The organism is Varibaculum prostatecancerukia (genome assembly GCF_943169825.2).
GTDB classification, from domain to species: domain Bacteria; phylum Actinomycetota; class Actinomycetes; order Actinomycetales; family Actinomycetaceae; genus Varibaculum; species Varibaculum prostatecancerukia.
In genome coordinates, this window is sequence record NZ_OW968402.1 from 2,194,644 (window position 1) to 2,211,690 (window position 17,047).

General features: G+C 51.7%; 17 protein-coding genes. 8 read left to right on the top strand and 9 right to left on the bottom strand.

From position 1 onward, the window contains the following. Window positions 1–76 precede the first annotated feature (76 nt). The 3 genes from purB (at window position 77) to KO216_RS09555 (ending at window position 3,459) form a co-directional block, all read left to right on the top strand. Entirely contained in the window at window positions 77–1,522 is a 1,446-nt protein-coding gene (purB, locus tag KO216_RS09545) for an adenylosuccinate lyase (protein WP_215523964.1), read from the top strand. Window positions 1,523–1,751: 229 nt separating this feature from the next. Continuing rightward, entirely contained in the window at window positions 1,752–3,011 is a 1,260-nt protein-coding gene (locus KO216_RS09550) for a hypothetical protein (protein ID WP_215523965.1), read from the top strand. 175 nt (window positions 3,012–3,186) lie between these two features. Further along, window positions 3,187–3,459 (top strand): heavy-metal-associated domain-containing protein, encoded by a 273-nt coding sequence (locus KO216_RS09555; RefSeq protein ID WP_215523966.1) that lies wholly within the window; start codon window positions 3,187–3,189, stop codon window positions 3,457–3,459. A gap of 71 nt (window positions 3,460–3,530) precedes the next feature. Here KO216_RS09555 and KO216_RS09560 read toward each other — a convergent pair whose 3' ends face one another. Further along, entirely contained in the window at window positions 3,531–4,190 is a 660-nt protein-coding gene (locus KO216_RS09560; RefSeq protein ID WP_215523967.1) for a DedA family protein, read from the bottom strand. Between the two features lie 122 nt (window positions 4,191–4,312). Here KO216_RS09560 and KO216_RS09565 point away from each other — a divergent pair, with 122 nt between their 5' ends. The 5 genes from KO216_RS09565 (at window position 4,313) to KO216_RS09585 (ending at window position 10,941) form a co-directional block, all read left to right on the top strand. Continuing rightward, the gene (locus KO216_RS09565) at window positions 4,313–6,880 is read left to right on the top strand and encodes a lysylphosphatidylglycerol synthase transmembrane domain-containing protein (protein WP_215523968.1); all 2,568 of its coding nucleotides are present in this window, start codon (window positions 4,313–4,315) and stop codon (window positions 6,878–6,880) included. 59 nt (window positions 6,881–6,939) lie between these two features. Further along, a complete protein-coding gene (locus tag KO216_RS09570; RefSeq protein ID WP_215523969.1) occupies window positions 6,940–7,749 on the top strand; it encodes a DsbA family protein in 810 nt (269 codons plus the stop codon). Between the two features lie 6 nt (window positions 7,750–7,755). Beyond that, window positions 7,756–8,616: a cytochrome c biogenesis CcdA family protein gene (locus KO216_RS09575; protein ID WP_215523970.1), complete on the top strand. Its 861-nt coding sequence runs from the start codon at window positions 7,756–7,758 to the stop codon at window positions 8,614–8,616. Between the two features lie 98 nt (window positions 8,617–8,714). Then, complete coding sequence (locus KO216_RS09580; RefSeq protein ID WP_215523971.1) at window positions 8,715–9,986, top strand: aminotransferase-like domain-containing protein; 1,272 nt, start codon at window positions 8,715–8,717, stop codon at window positions 9,984–9,986. Beyond that, on the top strand, window positions 9,979–10,941 hold the full coding sequence (locus KO216_RS09585; protein WP_215523972.1) for a D-alanine--D-alanine ligase family protein: 963 nt from the start codon (window positions 9,979–9,981) through the stop codon (window positions 10,939–10,941). The genes KO216_RS09580 and KO216_RS09585 overlap by 8 nt, the downstream gene beginning before the upstream one ends. A gap of 115 nt (window positions 10,942–11,056) precedes the next feature. Here the strand turns inward: KO216_RS09585 and KO216_RS09590 are convergent, their stop codons facing one another. The 8 genes from KO216_RS09590 to rpmH all read right to left on the bottom strand — a co-directional run bounded on the left by KO216_RS09590 (window position 11,057) and on the right by rpmH (window position 16,639). Next, window positions 11,057–12,217, bottom strand: a complete 1,161-nt coding sequence (locus KO216_RS09590; protein WP_215523973.1) for a ParB/RepB/Spo0J family partition protein — start codon at window positions 12,215–12,217, stop codon at window positions 11,057–11,059. After that, on the bottom strand, window positions 12,217–13,122 hold the full coding sequence (locus tag KO216_RS09595) for a ParA family protein (RefSeq protein ID WP_251452050.1): 906 nt from the start codon (window positions 13,120–13,122) through the stop codon (window positions 12,217–12,219). Before KO216_RS09595 ends, KO216_RS09590 begins: the two co-directional genes overlap by 1 nt. A gap of 35 nt (window positions 13,123–13,157) precedes the next feature. Further along, entirely contained in the window at window positions 13,158–13,808 is a 651-nt protein-coding gene (gene rsmG / locus KO216_RS09600) for a 16S rRNA (guanine(527)-N(7))-methyltransferase RsmG (RefSeq protein WP_215523974.1), read from the bottom strand. A gap of 61 nt (window positions 13,809–13,869) precedes the next feature. Further along, complete coding sequence (locus KO216_RS09605; RefSeq protein WP_215523975.1) at window positions 13,870–14,394, bottom strand: Jag family protein; 525 nt, start codon at window positions 14,392–14,394, stop codon at window positions 13,870–13,872. Window positions 14,395–14,429: 35 nt separating this feature from the next. Further along, window positions 14,430–15,803, bottom strand: a complete 1,374-nt coding sequence (gene yidC / locus KO216_RS09610; protein ID WP_215523976.1) for a membrane protein insertase YidC — start codon at window positions 15,801–15,803, stop codon at window positions 14,430–14,432. A gap of 12 nt (window positions 15,804–15,815) precedes the next feature. Further along, window positions 15,816–16,148 carry a membrane protein insertion efficiency factor YidD gene (yidD, locus tag KO216_RS09615; RefSeq protein WP_215523977.1) on the bottom strand — a complete coding sequence of 111 codons (333 nt, stop codon included), beginning with the start codon at window positions 16,146–16,148 and terminating at the stop codon, window positions 15,816–15,818. Further along, complete coding sequence (gene rnpA, locus KO216_RS09685) at window positions 16,145–16,498, bottom strand: ribonuclease P protein component (RefSeq protein ID WP_215523978.1); 354 nt, start codon at window positions 16,496–16,498, stop codon at window positions 16,145–16,147. The genes yidD and rnpA overlap by 4 nt, the downstream gene beginning before the upstream one ends. 3 nt (window positions 16,499–16,501) lie before the next feature. After that, window positions 16,502–16,639, bottom strand: a complete 138-nt coding sequence (rpmH, locus tag KO216_RS09620) for a 50S ribosomal protein L34 (protein ID WP_083378387.1) — start codon at window positions 16,637–16,639, stop codon at window positions 16,502–16,504. Between the last annotated feature and the right edge of the window lie 408 nt (window positions 16,640–17,047).

Here is a 17,047-nt window from a genome sequence, read left to right on the forward strand (position 1 = left end):
CTCGGATTTTAGGGGTTCATTTTCCCAGCTTCGAGCCGGTAACCACTCCTTTATTTAGCGTGCCATAATAGGACTTATGCAAACCCTGCTTGATAACTGTTTTGATTTCGCACAAACCGACACTGCTTTGGGGCCCTTAGATGGACGCTACCGCTCCCACGTAGCAGCCCTGACCAACTACCTGTCCGAACCCGCCCTTAACCGTGCCCGGCTTTTAGTAGAGGTAGAGTGGCTGATTTTCCTGGCCGAAAACCGGGTACTTGCGGGGGTCGAGCCTTTTAATGAGGACGAGAAACGCTACCTGCGCTCCCTGATAGAAAACTTCGGCGAGGCCGAAGTGGCAGAGCTGAAACAAATCGAAGCGGAAACCAAACACGACGTGAAAGCAGTCGAGTATTTCTTGCAAGCACGGCTGCGCCGCGCCGGAGATGTTTTAGGGGAAACTGCCCTACCTCGCTACCTGGCCGCCGTACATATTTTTTGTACTTCCGAAGACATCAACAACTTGGCCTACGGGATTGGCATCAGGGGAGCCGTAGAAAAGGTGTGGCTGCCTAAAGCTAAGGATCTGGTCAAGCAGCTAGGTGAACTCGCTGCCCAGGCAGCTGAGGTGCCGATGCTGGCGCACACTCACGGCCAACCCGCTACCCCGGTTACTCTCGGTAAAGAAATGGCGGTGTTCGCCTATCGGTTGAGCCGGCAGATTAGCCGGATTGAAAATACCGAATATTTAGGCAAGATCAATGGGGCTACCGGAACTTGGGCCGCACATAAAGTGGCGGTACCCGGGGCTAACTGGCCGCAGCTCGCGAAATCATTTGTGGAACATTTGGGGTTAACCTGGAATCCGCTTACTACCCAGATTGAATCTCACGATTGGCAAAGTGAGCTTTATAGCGACCTGGCTCGGGCAAACCTGATTATGCATAACCTGGCTACTGACTGCTGGAGCTACATCTCGATGGCCTACTTCCACCAAAACTTGGCGGCGCAAGGCTCGACTGGTTCCTCCACTATGCCGCACAAGGTCAACCCCATCCGCTTTGAAAATGCAGAAGCCAACCTGGAGATTTCTTGTGCATTGCTGGAAACTTTGGCGCAAACCCTGGTGACTTCCCGACTGCAGCGTGACCTTACCGATTCTTCTACCCAACGCAATATTGGGGTGGCTATCGGGCACTCCCTGCTCGCCCTCTACAACCTTTCAGGCGGCCTTAGGGGGCTAGATGTTGCCGATCAAGTGATGGCGCGCGACCTTGACCGGAACTGGGAGGTGCTTGGAGAGGCAGTGCAACAGGTGATGCGGGTAGAAGGCTTGGCGGGCACTCCCGGGATGGATAACCCCTATGAGCGACTGAAAGAGCTCACCCGAGATAGCAAAGTTGATGAGGCAGCCATGAGAGACTTCGTACTTTCATTAGGGCTTTCTGAGGACGCGCAGACCCGGCTGGCGGCGCTCACCCCCCAAACCTATATTGGTTATGCCCCCGAACTGGCTACCGGAAAGCTACTTGAAAACTAATACTTACCAGGTGGTAAGTAGAGTATCTAGCGGAATAATTCCGAGAATCTAGGAATTTTTAGGCAAATAGTAGATACATTTACCAAGGTTAAAGCCTTATGTGAGCTATCTCACTTAGATTAGATTATTTTCAGCTGGCAATTTAGTGACCATGCGGTAAGATTATTAGTGGTACCAAATGAATGGAGCGTTCCCAATAACGGCTCCGCGATAGATGAGGGATTGAACAATGAGACTTAAGAACTTCGCCAAGACCCTGGTATCTGGGGTGTGCGCAACGGCCTTGATTCCCGCCGGTCTCTTAGCGGTCGCAGCAGCCGGTAACCTGCAAGGTGAATCGCCAGCTCGCGAAGTAAATGTATCCACCTCAGTGGCGAACACTCCCAAGTTTTTAAGCGGTTGCATCGACTCAAGTCAGCTGGGCTATGAAAATGTGGAGATTCGCAACCTCCCCGCTGGCAAAGACTGGTTCCTTACTGTTTCTGACTCTGACCAGAGCCCCTTCCCCAGCCGTGACAGCTACCGGAATCCCAATGGTGGCGGCTATATGTACATTTTCGATTCCAGCGCTGACACCAACGATCGCTACATTAAAGAAGCGGTTGCAGAATCCGGTTCCGGGTTGGCAGGCACCTATAAGTTCAACTCTTCGGTCAAGAACACTTACGGCTGGGTTTTTGTCCAGCTAGAGGACGAGCTATACGGAGCTTTGAGAGTTAACGCCGGTTGCGATTACGACTTCGCCACGGTGTTGGACAACAATGCTTTTGACAAGTACCTACAGATCAAGAAGATGGTGGTTAACCCGCAGGCAGTACGGCAAACCGTAAATCCGCACCTAGACCTGCACCAGTTCCGGGCGCCGGCAGATGGCGACTTTAAGGTACTAGATACCCGCCCGGCACCTCCCACGCCGACTGATCCGGACACTGAGCCGGCTCATCCGGATGTTCCCGAGGTTCCAACAGCTCCGACAGTTGAACGCCAGGCGCCAACTCTTGACGCTTCCTCTAAGAAGCCCGAACCGCGCGCTGCGGAACAACCCGGCTCGCAGACTACTAAGCAAAGCACTAACAGCCAAGCTAAACCGCAACCGGCTCCGGTGCGTACCGTAGTTGAGTATCGGGAAAACACCCGTACCGTAACTGTTCCCGGTCCGGTTCGTTTCCGGGAAGCTCCGACTAATACTTCATCCTCCAATAACGCAAGTGGAGCGAATAATCCTTCTACTTCCGCGAACAACTCCGCTAAACCGGCTCAAGAGGCGTCGGATGGCGCGAAGGAAGCAACTGGCAATGGGACCGCCAGTCAAGTTCAGGGAGTAGAAGCACCCAAGGCAGCGCCTTCGGCGCCCGCCGCGGCTCGAGCTGCCAATCCCAGTGTGGTTGACCGCATGGGTGGGCTCGGCACGATTGCCGCAATCGCGGTTCTTGGGTTGATTGGCGCAGGTGGCGCCATTGCCCTAACCAGGTCGTTAATGAACGGTTAAGGCCACTGGGAACTGGCCTTAGCAGTTCTCTGGTTAGGTACGGGGCAGGAGATTCCCTCAATCTCCTGCCCCGTCTTAAATTTTGTGGATTTCATAAACAGCTGAACTCATTGCAAACTGCAAGCTACCGACTAGAATTCAAGCAGAACACATCAAAATACCAGAAGAGGATACTATGGGGTTTTTTTCAGCAAAGCAATCCAATAAGAAAGCCACTGATCGCACTATCGATATTTCGGTCACCGGCATGACCTGCAATAAATGCGTAGAGCACATAAGTGAAGCCCTGGAGAGTCTAGATAAGGTGAAGCAGGTGTCAGTATTGCTGCGCACCGAAGAACCCAGCCAGGTGACCATCCTGACTGACTACGAGATCGAAGATCAGGTTATCCTCGACACCGTTAAGGACGCCGGATACGAAGTTGTCGCCATTGAACGCGACCAATAACTCGCCTACTTCGTAGCTTTTAAGCCAGCCCCGCGCAAGCAAACGCTAGCTATTGCCCGGCTGTCGTCTCCCTATTTGCCTGCAGTTTTTTTCTTCGAGCGCGCCTTGAAATAGCTGAATACCATAGGTACCACCGAGATGGCTACGATCGCGAGGGCAATTATTTCTACGTTATTGGCCACTGCCGGGATATCCCCCAGCAGCACTCCCGCGATCATAAACACCCCGATCCACAGAGCCGCGCCGAGCATATTCCAGATCAAGAAAGTACGGTAATTTTGCTTGCCAATCCCGGCAATGATCGGCACGAATGTTCGAACAAAGGGAACGAAACGGGCTAAAACTAGCGCCACCCCACCGTAACGGCGGAAAAACTCCTCGGATTTATGCATATTTTCGGTTGATAAATAGCGGGCGTCATCTTTAAATAGCCGCCGTCCGTATTTGCGACCCAGCCAATAGCCCACCAGGTTTCCGCAAATAGCAGCAGTAAACAGGACTAGGAAAGTCAGCCATTCCGGTACTCCCGGTATCCGGTTGTGCAAAATTCCCAAGGCGAAAATCATGGAGTCACCCGGAAGTACCGGGAACAGCACCCCAGATTCGATAAAAACGATTAGGGCGACAGCAGCCACCATCCAGCCACCAAGCTGCGCTAAAAGCGTGTTAAGCAAAAGGTTGGGATCGGTGAGGTAATCTAGCACCCCGGTAGCAGCCACGAACCCTAACATCTGCCCTCCTGAAATAAAATAATCAACTGTCTTCATCCTAGACGAGGGCGCTAGTGCCCTGGCAAGCAAAAACCCGCCCTGGGCGTAAGGTCACATCTAAGTTAATTGCATAGAATCAAGGCATGAGTATTTCGGGAGATACTGCCAGTCCTCAGCAGGATCAGCACCTCACCGAAATAGTTGACGCCAAAAACTCGCGTTTGCGTCGCATAGATGACTTGGCACGCGCCGGACTTTACCTGGCAGCCATCATCCTGGTGGTGCTGATGGCTATCTATGCCCACGCCACCACGCAGGCGGTTGCCCAAGATTTAACTAAAGTTTTTATCAACACCACTTTGGCGCAGATTCTGCTACTGCCCCTCTCCATGCTGCAGAATCTATTTATCCTGGTAGCCCCGGTGGCGTTACTGATTATGCTGGCGCTGCGGGGGCAATGGTTGCGCACCTTCCAAGCAGCTTTTACCGCGGTTGTGGGGGGAATGGTCGCTTTAGGGGCTTCCGCCTTGATTTCGGCGCTCCCCTACGTGTTTTCAAACGCCTTAAAAGTCTGGGCAGTGGGCGGCTCGATAGTGGCGATTTCCATTCCCTTTACCGCGGTAGTGGCAATGATGACTATGGCCGGGGAACGCCGACGTGACCAGCTCGTACGGATACTATGGGCAATAACTTGGGCAATCTTAGCCCTGGCAGTCCTCCAAGGCCGGATGACCTTACCTTCGGCGCTAATCACCGTACTATTAGGTACTTTCACCGGGTGCATAGGACGCTACCTATGGGGGGTTCGTAACTATCGCCCTAGCGGATCTTCCTTGATTTGGGCTTTAACCCGAGTGGGGATTACTCCCCGGCGAATCTTGCGTCTAGACCCACCTACCGAGGGGGATCTGCTTTGCGTTGAACAAGTAACTTTTACTACCGAAACTGGCTCCCTGCTGCCACTTGGGGAAATGAAACGGGAAAGTCTGCCCCGAGACCCAGTTTTAGAGCTCGCCACTTTTGCCGGTCAAGATCTAAAATCCGAGGGGGAAACCGCCGGATCTGCTGACCGGGTTTATAGCGTGATCTCTGAGGATTCCCGCCGCTACCGGATGGTGGCTACCGATGGAGATTCCCGCCTCTCCACCTGGATCACGGGAATCTGGAATAACCTACGGTTGCGCTCTTTTTCGAAGTCAACTGCCAGCACCGTGAGACAAAACGGGGAATACACCGCGCTAATGGGGGCGATGACCACCCGGGCGCAAGTGAGAACGCGTCCCTACCACGGCCTCGCCCACTCTGGCACCACGATGCTCAATATTTTCGAGGACGACATTGCCCTAAGACCGTTTAGTTCTCTAGGTTCTGCAGATATTTCTGATGCACAAATCACTTCCGCCTGGCGCCAGCTGCTACACGCTCATCAAGGAGGGCTCGCCCACCGCAATATCAGTGCCGAAAATCTTTGTTTAGGATCCGATGGATTTCCCTATTTTCTTAACTGGTCACAGGGGGAAGTCGCGGCCTCCCGAATGTCAATCCTCATTGACCAGGTACAACTTCTAGTGTTAACCAGCCTGTTAGTGGGGGAAGATCGGGCAGTCAAAGCCATGCGGCAGGTGCTGCCCGCTTCTCAAATAGAAGCTATGGTGCCGGTACTGCAAACTTTGGCATTGCCAGATTCAACCCGACAGCAGGTACGAAAAACCTCCCTACTTGCCAACTTGCGGCAAGAACTATTAGTCAGCAGCCACACCGACCCAGCAACTGTTCCCCGTGCCCAATTGCGCAGGTTCTCTTGGTCTTCGCTAATCTTCACTGCGCTGGGAGTAGCGGCAGTCTTAGTAGTATTAGGTTCGCTGAACTTTAAAGAAATCTACGCCACGATTATTACCGCTAACGGCTGGTGGATCGGGGGTGGAATATTTTTTGCCATCGCTATGAGCAGCGGGCAAGCGCTATCCCTGCAGGCAGTAACCCCAAATCGCCTAGGTTATCGGGAACTATTTTTACTGCAAATCGCCGGTTCGGTCACCTCTCTGGTGGTGCCGGCAGGCTTGGGGGTAGGAGCCCTAAACCTGCGGTATTTAACCAAGAAAAATATGACCAGCGCCCTTGCCTTAGCTACCGTCTCCCTAATGCAGCTCTTCCAATTCGTGATTACCGTGGCGCTACTGGCGATAATGGTGATGTTCACCGGCACTTCTATGAACGTGCGGTTACCGTCTTCGACTATGGTGAGCGCAGTCCTAGTGATTGTCGCTTTGCTAGTAACCGCCTTCGCCCTCCCCAAAGTGCGTAAATGGATTTGGGAAAAAATCGAACCTTCCTTCTATCAGGTATGGCCGCGCCTAATCTGGATTACCTCTAGTCCTAGGCGTATGTTCTTGACTGCTCTGGGATGCCTGCTACAAACCAGCCTGCAGCTAGCCGCCTTTTATTGCGCGGTGGCAGCTTTCGGCTACCACCTGCCGATTGCCATTATTACGGTTACTTTCCTGGTGTCCAACACTTTAGGCTCCCTGATTCCCACCCCGGGAGGGCTGGGACCCGTAGAGGCCGCTCTGACTGCCGGGCTGCAGGTAGCGGGGGTACCAGGCGCGATTGCGCTGTCCGGAGCCTTGTTGTATCGCTTACTGACCTTCTGGATGCGCGCGCCCCTGGGATGGTTAGCGATGCGCTATTTGCAACGGCGTGACGTGCTCTAACTAACTGGCTTCCCTCCGCTTTTCTCCCTTAGGCTAGAAGCAAAGAGAGGAATAGGTTAATGAGTCAACCCCCTGCCACAGAGCAACCCAAGAAAAAGCCGGCAGCCATTATTGTCTTAAGTTTACTGGCGGTTTCCTTCTTAGTGCTGGTATTTTTTATCGCCTACTATCTAGGTTCGAGCAAAACTGACGCTACCAGCACCAACGGCACCGATGCGTCCTCGCTTAGTAGCCAAGGCGCACAAAGTGACCAACAGTTACCTCAAGGGGTTAACCTGATTAGCGACGAACAGGGCAAGCAGCTTATTAAGTCTTTTTATCGCTCCAATAAGGACGATGCCCGGGCGATTGGTAACCCCAAGGCTCCGGTAACCATGATTCAGTTTTCAGACTTTTCTTGCCCCATGTGTTACCAATATGAATCCACGGTGTTTCCCCAGCTAAAACCCTATATAGATAACGGGACCCTGCGGATCGAGTTCAACAACTTGGCGATTTTCGCCCGGGATTACCATTCGGATCTGGCGGGAGCCGCTTCAATTGCGGCCGCTAAACAGGGCAAGTTCTGGGAGTTCTTGATTGCCGCCACCAATTTGGCTGGTCAACAAGGCAATGGTCATATTACCTGGGATCAGGAGCTGGTCACTCAAGTGGCTAAATCCAGCGGAGTTAGCGACCTCGCACGCTTCAATCAAGATCTAAACTCTCCGGAAGCTGCGAAAATAGTGGAGGAAGAAAGCGCGCGTGCTCACTCAGCCGGCCTTGGTGGCACCCCGGCATTTTTCATCAATAACTATTACATTACCGGGGCTCTACCTGCGGAAAGTTTTCTACAAACGATTGAAATTGCTTTGAAGGACGCGAAGTAATCTCCCATGACTATTAACTTTACGATTGCTTACCTGGGAGGCCTGGTTACCTTCCTAGCTCCCTGCGGAGCTTTCTTACTACCGGCCTTTTTCGCTTGCGCTTTTGAGGAGCGCGGCCGTCTCCTACAGCGAATCCTAGTGTTCCTGGTCGGGCTAATCATTGCCTTGGTTCCCCTAGGTTTTGCCGCTGGAGGCCTCGGGGGTTGGCTACTCGCCCACTCTCGCCTAGTTACTCTCATAGCCGGGGGGGTAATTTTAGCTTTAGGTCTAGCCCAAGTATTCGCTCTCCCCTTACCTAAACTGCCTCTACCTCGGGCTTTAGGTGGCGCGACCCGTCCTAGTATCGCCGGGATTCTCCTTTTCGGAATTTCCTACGGCCTCGCTGGATCTGGATGTACCGGTCCGATCTTAGGGGCAGTGCTTTCGGCGGCCACCCTTACCGGTTCCAGTGTTCGCGGCGGCATCCTAATGTTTTGGTATGCGCTAGGAATGTTCACCCCCGTTGCCCTACTTTCCCTAATCTGGGGTTCGCTCACTGCCCGCCAACAGCGCCTATTTCACCCGCGTCCTCTCCGGTTTTTAGGACGCCAAACCACCTGGGGCTCGCTACTGGCCGGCTTAGTGTTTGTGGCGGTAGGAGTATTTTTACTAATTACCGGCGGCACCAACGCTAACTCTTTACTTGACCCCTCCCAGCAGGTATCGCTAGAAACCCGCATTTCCCAGGTAGCCGGTGCCCTCCCCGACTTTCTGTTGCCCCTACTGCTAGTGGTTCTAGTGGCATTCTTTGCCACCCTTACCTGGTATTTGCGCAGCCAACGCGGAAAACACCATCAAGAAGAACTTGATTCTGCAGGCGGCAAGTAGAGAATTTTTACTTTAATTTTGCTCTTTTGATGGTCACGGCTTTGGTAGCCTCGCTTCTTCGTGGGAAAATGGCTATTAATCTAGCAAAGGAGAAGCTAATGAGCGCGCAAGAAAAAGGAACCCATCTGGATTTATGGCAGGATTCCTATGCTGCGCGAGCTCATAACCTGCGTGAATCCGAAATTCGCGCCCTCTTTTCAGTGGTTTCTCGCCCGGAAGTGGTTTCTTTAGCAGGCGGGATGCCCAATATTCATGATCTGCCGCTAGCAAAACTGGCCAATAGTGCCCAGCAACTGGTGCTTGAACACGGCGAACAGGCGATGCAATATGGCGGCGGTCAAGGCTGGGCGCCGCTACGCGAAGCTATAACCGAAGTAATGGCCGAAGAAGGGATCCACGCCAACCCCGATAAGGTGGTAGTTACCACCGGCTCTCAACAAGCATTAGACCTGGTCACACAGCTTTTTATTGAGCCGGGAGACGTGATACTAGCCGAGTCGCCCTCCTATGTGGGAGCGCTCGGGGTGTTCAATGCCTACCAAGCGGATGTGCGCCATATTGCTCTTGATGATCAGGGGTTGATCCCCTCCGAGTTCGCCCGCACCGTTGAGCAGGCGCGCGCGGAAGGCAAACGCATAAAGTACCTGTACACTATCCCCAATTTTCACAACCCTGCTGGGGTATCGATGTCGATTTCGCGACGCAAAGAATTGGTGGATTTGTGCCGCAAATATGGGGTGCTGATTTTAGAAGATAACCCCTATGGTCTTCTAGGTTTTGAGGGACAAACTATGACCCCCCTGGTGGAACTTGCCCCTGACCTGGTAGTTTACCTTGGTTCTTTTTCTAAAATCTTCGCTCCGGGCTTTCGGATTGGTTGGGCGTACGCGCCCCCAGCGGTCAGGGACAAACTGGTGGTGGCCTCCGAGTCTGCGATTTTATCGCCCTCCATGGTGGGTCAAATGGCAATCCACGCCTACCTGCGCGACTATGATTGGCGCGGACAGATTGACTCCTACCGGCAAATGTATCGAGGACGCCGCGACGCCATGCTCGAGGCACTGGCCGATTACCTGCCGGAATGTCACTGGACAGTTCCCGAAGGTGGTTTCTACACTTGGCTGACTTTGCCCGAAGGACTAGATTCCAAAGCTATGCTCACCCGGGCAGTTAGCGAATTGGTGGCTTATACTCCCGGCACCGCCTTTTATGCCTCTAATGAAGGTCGCCAAAATATCCGCCTAGCGTTTTGCTATCCCCCAGAAGATGAGATTCGTGAGGGCGTGCGCCGTTTAGCCAAAGTGGTGCATCGGGAAATGGGGCTAGTTAAATTATTTGCTTCCCAGCAGAAAGGTAAGAGCCATGACTGAAAGTAAAAGCTTGAAGGTTGCGATTATTACCGGAGGACAGCTTCACGAGCGGGAAGTTTCGCTGCGTTCGGCAAATAGAGTGGCCACCCAACTGCGCCAATATGGTCACCAGCTGCAGACTTTGGAACTCGACCGAGATCTACTTAGTTCCCTAAGTGACTTCTCCCCCGATGTAGTTTGGCCAATAATTCACGGACGCGAAGGCGAGGACGGCTCCCTACAGGATTTATTAGAGTTAAGCGGCTTGGCTTATGTGGGTACCGGACCCAAGGGCTGTCGGATTTCGCTTTCAAAACCGGTAGCAAAATCGGTGGTAGAAAAGAACGGACTGCCGACTCCACATTCAGTAGCCCTCCCGCAAATGCTATTTCGGCAGGTGGGGGCAGATACTTTGCTGAGCGAGGTTTCTCGGCGCTTGGGATATCCCTTAATGGTTAAGCCTTCTAGGGGTGGCTCGGCAATGGGAATCACCTATGTGGAAAATGAACAAGCGCTGCGCACTGCGATGGTAAACGCCTTCGCCTATGACGATGAAGTTTTAATTGAACGCTTTGTCCCTGGGCGAGAAATCTCGGTTTCTATCGTAGAAGAAGCCGGAGCTCCCCGCGCCCTACCTCCTGTAGAAATCCGCACTGACGTGGGCAGATACGACTTTGATGCTCGCTATTTAACCGGACGCACCGAATATTTCGTGCCCGCGCCTTTAGAAGCTGAGCTAGATGACCGCATCCGTTCCTTGGCTTTAGACTGTCACCGGGTTCTGGAGTTAGAAGATTTTTCCCGCATCGACATGATTGTGGATAAGGCTGGTAACCCATGGTTTATTGACGCAAATGTAGTTCCCGGTATGACCGATACTTCTCTTTGGCCCTTAGCGGCGCACACTGATTTAGGTTTCGGTGAACTAATTGAGGTGATTACTCGGGCGGCAGCCGCCCGCGGCGCCCGCGCCTAACCAAGTTTTTGCATCAATTAATTTATTCCTACGAATCACAAGGTTTCGAGTTTAGCTAGATCCTGGTTTATTAACCTTGTTGATTCCGCAGAACTGACTGGTTTTTCCCCGCTAACTAACGTTCGCCACTAGCCTTTTCTAACAGCTTCGTAATTCGCGCTAAATCTTCTTCATCAGCGTATTCAATAACTAACTTGCTAGTTTTCTTGCCTGGTTTAATAACTACCCGGGTATCGAGAATATCGGTCCAGCGTGCCTGCGCTATCTCTTGACTAGCAGAAAGATTAGGCTTGCTCCGCGAAGAGGTCGCCCGTCGCCGCACCGATCCCCGCACATTTCCCAGTGCCACAATTTCTTCAGTAGAACGCACCGAAAGACCTTCAGCGATAATCCGATCCGCTAAATATTCTTGATCCCCCGGATCACTTACCGCCAATAAGGCGCGGGCGTGCCCAGCCGAAAGCACTCCGGCAGCAACTTTCGGTTGTACGCTGGCTGGCAACCGGAGAAGTCGTAGCGCATTAGTTATAGCCGGCCGCGACTTAGACACTCGCCGAGAAAGTTCCTGCTGAGTACAACCAAAATCCTCCATCAACTGCTGATAGGCAGCAGCTTCTTCTAAAGGATTAAGTTCAACTCGATGCAAGTTTTCGATCAACGCATCCAACAACATCTTGTTATCGCTGGTTTCACGCACAATCGCGGGAATTTGTTTCACCTTCGCCAACTGGCAGGCTCTTAGCCGCCGTTCCCCCATGATCAATTCATAGGCGTTCTTGTCAGTGGGATCGGTGCGCACCACAATCGGTTGCAATAGTCCAACTTCTTTAATCGAAGCTGCCAGTTCTGCAATTTCGTCCTCATCAAAAGTTTGGCGAGGTTGTGAGCGGTTGGGATTTATTTTCTTAACTGCAATCAGTTCCAGTTTTGCGCCCGGCACTGGCACCAAAGATGTTTCACGTGAAACATCCTCAGTGACACCTACTTTTTGTGGTTTCTCCGAAACTGCCGACTTCCGTTGGCGACCGTTTGAACTGTCTCCCTTTTTAGTTGTCTCCTTTGGTCGGCTGTTACGCAATGTTTCACGTGAAACAATTTTACGAGGCTCTAAAAGTTCTTTAGCAGATCCGCCTTTGGGGGAGTGCCCATGGCCACCGAAAAAGATATCCGCAGGACGTGAGTCAGTATCTGCTGCTACTTCTGCGGGTTTAGTTTCTGCTGGCTCCGTGGGAATCAGTGCAGATAATCCGCGCCCTAAATGTTTCTTTCGCGTCATTACGATTTCTCCTCGCGACTAACTAACTCATATGCGGCATCTAAATAACATTTTGCACCTTTAGAAGCCGGTTGGTAAGTCAAAATTGATTCTTCATGCGAGGGGGCCTCCGCCAAGGCCACGTTACGGGGAATAATTGTTTCCATAACTATGTTGCCGTAGTAGGCGCGCACCTCTTCTAAAACCCCTTTACCTAGCAAAGTGTTGGTGGTAACCATAGTGGGCAAAATACCGGTAAATCTCAGGTCAGGATTAAGCCTTATTACCAACATGTCGATAGTTTTTGTCAGCTGCGTAAGCCCTTCCAAAGCTAAATATTCTGCTTGCAAAGGGACCAGCACTTCCTGCGCGGCCACCAGTGCATTAACCGTCATAATCCCCAGGGAAGGGGGAGAATCAATAAAGATATAGTCGAAGTGTTCTCCGCTATTTAATAGTTGGTGTACTGCATCGGCGAGAATTTGTTGAAAATTAGTTCGCTCGTTCAACTCTAGTTCGATACCGGCCATATTCATGGAGGCCGGCACTACCCACAGATTTGGGATTTTTTCGTTTTGAACCAGTGCATCGCGCAGGGCCGCGCCCTCGGTCATCACCTCATAGAGGGAAAGCTGATCTTCAGCGAGGTGACGAAATCCCAGAGAGGAAGAAGCGTTTCCCTGCTGGTCAGCATCGATTACCAAAACTTTTAAGCCACCCAAAGCCAGCGCTGCCGCCAGGTTTACCACCGTAGTAGTCTTGCCGACGCCGCCTTTTTGATTTGCTACCGCAATCACCCGAGGCTTTTCAGGCGCGGGCAAGGTATCGGTTCCGCTGGGATTAAGGGAACGTCTAGTCGCGCCGCTATCGGTTCCGCTATCCGCTTGCTCCACCATGTCTGCATCTGCTAATCGATGCTTGCTCATTATGCCTCCAAAAAGAGTAGTAAGCAGCTTGCCACTTAACCGCGTTTTGTTGCCATGATTATTCGAGTTATCGAATCATCCATTAGGGAGGGTACTTCCTCTATATGCGCCGACTCTAGCTTAGCTGCCATCAGTTCTTCCTGAGCTTCAGCCAGTTCTTGGGGAGCTTTCTCGCCTTTGATGGCCAGCATCCTGCCTCCGGGAGCCACCAGTTTGCCTGAGATGCGCACTAATTTCTTGAGACTGGCTACCGCTCGGGAGGTAACCGCCGAAAACTTTTGATCGGGGGGTAGATCTTGGCTGCGGGAACGCAATACTTCGACGTTTTTTAGTTGCAGCTCTTGTTTTACTTCCTCTAGCCATTTACTGCGCCGCGCAAGCGGTTCAATCAAGTAAAACTGCAGGTCAGGACGCATTATAGCTAATACTACTCCCGGTAATCCTGCCCCGGAACCCACATCGGCTACCGTCACATTTCTGCCCAGCGGCAAGAACTTTTCGGCTGCCGCGCAGTTTAGAAGATGCCGCGGCCACAGCCGCGGAAGTTCGCGTGGACCTAGTAGTCCCCGCAACTCACCCTGGTCTGCCAGCATCTGTGCATAGCGATTCATATTCGCAAAAGAGGAACCAAAAAACTCTTTTACGCTCTCACTCGGTAACGCAACCTCAGAATCTACTGGCGACATAGCTAAACCCAACCCAATAAAACAAACCAGCTAGCTGATAAAAGCCAGCAGGTCGGTATAACTATTCTTCTTCTGATTCCGGACCGGCTTCAGTCGGATAAATAACTACTGCCCGGTTCGGAGCTTGGCCTTGCGACCCAGAATATACGCCTTCATCAGCCGCTACGTCGTGACACACTTTGCGCTCAAAAGGATTCATGGGCTCCAGGCGAACCGGTTCCCCGCTGGTTTTTGCCTTGGTAATCGCCTCTTCGGCAATAGCCCGCAACTCTTGTTTACGTTCCTCACGGTAGCCCACAATATCCAGCATCAAGCGAGAATGTTCTCCCGTCTTTTGGGAAACTGCCAGGCGGGTTAAATCCTGTAATGCTTCTAGAACCTCGCCCTCTTTCCCTACCAGACGCTTCAGATCCGAAACATCTTGGGGATCCGCCACCACATCTACACTGGCACGATCGTGTTCCACATCGATTTCTAAATCTCCGCCCAAATCTGCAATATCAAGCAGTTCTTCTAAATAGTCAGCGGCGATATCGCCCTCTTCTTCTAAAGCTGTTACCCGGTCTGGGGCTTCCTCTTCGCTCATGATTGTTATTCCTCTCTTAACTACCTGCAATGATCCTATCGGTTCTTCCGCCGATTTTTACCGTCATTATTCTTCCTGCGCGCCTGGCGGCGTTTCGCTTTTTCTTGCTCGCTAAGCCCGCCGCCCTGACGACGCCGTTTAGCTTGCGCATCCCGCTGCGCCCGGGTGAGCCGTTTAGGTTGTGCCTGGGCATTGCGCACCCCGGGCTTCATCCCTTCCTGTTGTTCTTCGGCCTTTTTTTGCAAGGCCGACATCATCCGGGACTGTTTCGCCGGTTTCCGCGGTTTTTCTTCTAGCTCCAGGTCCTGCGCTTTCTTATGCAACCGATCCTGGGTTTCTTTATGGAGAGCCACGCCTTCACGCAGTACCTCACCATTTTCCACCTCTTCAAAGGGATCCTCATTACCCTTACGATCAGCTTTGACTTCTAGCCGCAAACCTTTATTCACGTCCTCGCCGCTTAGCCCCATTTCGGAAAGCTTCTGGTTGTATTCCTTCAGCGTTTCCTCTTTAAATTTATCGTATTTAACCTGGTGACGCTGCATTTGGGCGTCATGAGCGGGGGAGCCGGGAGTAGGCAGATAGCGCATAACAAAAATCTGTTGAACAAAACTAACCACCATCGTCACTACCAGGTAAACCAGCACCCCGATCTGCACAATAAAACCGAACCAAGCGGTCATCAGGGGCATCACATAAACCATCATCTTCATCATCCGCATTTGCTGCGGATTGGAAGTGTTCATATTGCGCCGCATATTGATGAACTGCTGGAAGAACATCAATCCGCCGTAGAGCAGCACCGAAACAATAATCAGTGTTTTAGTCGCGGTAGGGTTGGAGGCGGTGTTAGTGAAAGTATCCGAAAGATAAACCCCAAATACTGTAGATTTATCCATTTCCGCGGCCAGGGTGGAATCAAATCCCCCAATATGGGCTCCAGGATGCTTGGCAATCAAAGGCATTTGCCAAAGCACCCGGTACAAAGCCGCCAAAATTGGTAATTGAATCAGCAGCGGGAAACAGGATGCCATCGGGTTGACACCATATTCTTTATACAGAGCCATGGTTTCCTGACTCATCTGCTGCTTAGAGACCTGGTCGTTGCGCCCCTTATATTTTTCTTGAATCGCTTTCATCTGGGGTTGAATAGCGCTCATTCCCCGGGTGGATTTTATCTGTTTAATAAACAGGGGAATTATTAGTAGCCGCACAAAAATCGTGAGTACCACAATTGATAGCACCCAGGTAGCACCGGGACCTTCCGGCAAGCCCAGCAAAGTTAAGCCCTTGTGGATCCCTACCAGTACCCAGGCAGTCACCCACTTGAAGGGGTATAAAACGGTGTCATACCAACCACCCGAAGTGGGTTGGGTAGATGCCGCAAGCATCTGCGCACTTAGCAACATGGATTTGCTCCTTTACTGTTTTACCGGGCTCGGGAGGGCTGCATTATCTATCTTCGCCCAATGTTCTTGGAGTTCGCTTAAAGTCATCTGGTGATAGGGCGCGCTTTTCCACTGTCCCTTTTGTGGAGGGTAATCCACTCCTCCATCTGAAAGCGGATTACAGCGCAGAATCCGCCAACCGGCGAGCAGCCCGCCTTTAAGGGCGCCGTGTATCTGCAGCGCGGAGAGCGCATAGCTACTGCAGCTGGGATAATACTTACAGCGCGGCGGGAATAGGGGAGAAATACGGCGCTGATAAAAACCGACAAGGGATATCAGCGCCCGCTTCGCGATTTTTCCTCTCACTTTTTCCCCTTTTGTTTTACCTTACTCAAGGCTTGGTCTAAAGCCGCTCCTAGCTGCAGGTAGGAAGCATTTTTTGATTTCCCCAGAGCGCGAATCACGGTTAGGCTTCCGCTGCCTAGATTTTCTAGGCGACTAGCACTAAGTGCCCGAAGGCGCCGTTTAACTCGGTTACGATCAACTGCCCTAGGCAAGAACCTTTTAGGTACAACGAAACCGACCAGCGGCGCCGCAGTGCCAAACTGGTCGGGTAGGTGGTGCACCACCATTAGTTGATTTCCGACGCTTATTCCCCGCCGAAACACTAAGGAAAAATCGGCTGATTTTTTCAGGCGATTGGCCTGGGGCAACATGCTCTAAGCCGAGAGTTCCTTGCGTCCTTTATTCCGGCGATTAGCAATAATGGCTCGCCCTGCGCGGGTACGCATCCTCGCCCTAAAGCCGTGTTTCTTGGCTCGGCGACGGTTATTCGGCTGAAAAGTCCGCTTTGTCACTTTATTTCTCCTAAATGTTCTTCGCTTACCGGAATGAATAGCTCCGGTCTCTTAGGTTCCAGGTTTGTAACCTGGGATTAGACAACATAAGCAAGCCTACGCATAGCACTTAGCCAGGTCAAATAGTTATTCAGTGGTTATGACCACTATTTTTTCCCCCGCTTAATAAACCTGTGGAACTTACAAAAATTACAAAGATGTAAGATGTTAATTATCTATTTTAAAAACTTTCTGTTTTTAATGAGTTTTTGCACGCTATACCCTTTTTACCCCCTTAAACTACAACTGTGTAAGTTATCCACAATCTTTTCCCCAGGTTGGGGATAACCTATTTTTGTCCTAGAATCATCACTAACCCCAAAGTTGGGGAAATTCCTCACACTGGTTTTAGAGATTTTGGAGAAATCG

What these genes read in the sequence shown, in the direction of transcription:
- KO216_RS09585 (WP_215523972.1), top strand. Translation starts at nt 9,979, where the DNA reads ATGACTGAAAGTAAAAGCTTGAAGGTTGCGATTATTACCGGAGGACAG.
- KO216_RS09595 (WP_251452050.1), bottom strand. Translation starts at nt 13,122, where the DNA reads ATGAGCAAGCATCGATTAGCAGATGCAGACATGGTGGAGCAAGCGGAT.
- purB (WP_215523964.1), top strand. Translation starts at nt 77, where the DNA reads ATGCAAACCCTGCTTGATAACTGTTTTGATTTCGCACAAACCGACACT.
- yidC (WP_215523976.1), bottom strand. Translation starts at nt 15,803, where the DNA reads ATGTTGCTAAGTGCGCAGATGCTTGCGGCATCTACCCAACCCACTTCG.
- KO216_RS09570 (WP_215523969.1), top strand. Translation starts at nt 6,940, where the DNA reads ATGAGTCAACCCCCTGCCACAGAGCAACCCAAGAAAAAGCCGGCAGCC.
- KO216_RS09605 (WP_215523975.1), bottom strand. Translation starts at nt 14,394, where the DNA reads ATGAGCGAAGAGGAAGCCCCAGACCGGGTAACAGCTTTAGAAGAAGAG.
- KO216_RS09550 (WP_215523965.1), top strand. Translation starts at nt 1,752, where the DNA reads ATGAGACTTAAGAACTTCGCCAAGACCCTGGTATCTGGGGTGTGCGCA.
- KO216_RS09560 (WP_215523967.1), bottom strand. Translation starts at nt 4,190, where the DNA reads ATGTTAGGGTTCGTGGCTGCTACCGGGGTGCTAGATTACCTCACCGAT.
- KO216_RS09555 (WP_215523966.1), top strand. Translation starts at nt 3,187, where the DNA reads ATGGGGTTTTTTTCAGCAAAGCAATCCAATAAGAAAGCCACTGATCGC.
- KO216_RS09580 (WP_215523971.1), top strand. Translation starts at nt 8,715, where the DNA reads ATGAGCGCGCAAGAAAAAGGAACCCATCTGGATTTATGGCAGGATTCC.
- KO216_RS09565 (WP_215523968.1), top strand. Translation starts at nt 4,313, where the DNA reads ATGAGTATTTCGGGAGATACTGCCAGTCCTCAGCAGGATCAGCACCTC.
- KO216_RS09575 (WP_215523970.1), top strand. Translation starts at nt 7,756, where the DNA reads ATGACTATTAACTTTACGATTGCTTACCTGGGAGGCCTGGTTACCTTC.
- rnpA (WP_215523978.1), bottom strand. Translation starts at nt 16,498, where the DNA reads ATGTTGCCCCAGGCCAATCGCCTGAAAAAATCAGCCGATTTTTCCTTA.
- rsmG (WP_215523974.1), bottom strand. Translation starts at nt 13,808, where the DNA reads ATGTCGCCAGTAGATTCTGAGGTTGCGTTACCGAGTGAGAGCGTAAAA.
- KO216_RS09590 (WP_215523973.1), bottom strand. Translation starts at nt 12,217, where the DNA reads ATGACGCGAAAGAAACATTTAGGGCGCGGATTATCTGCACTGATTCCC.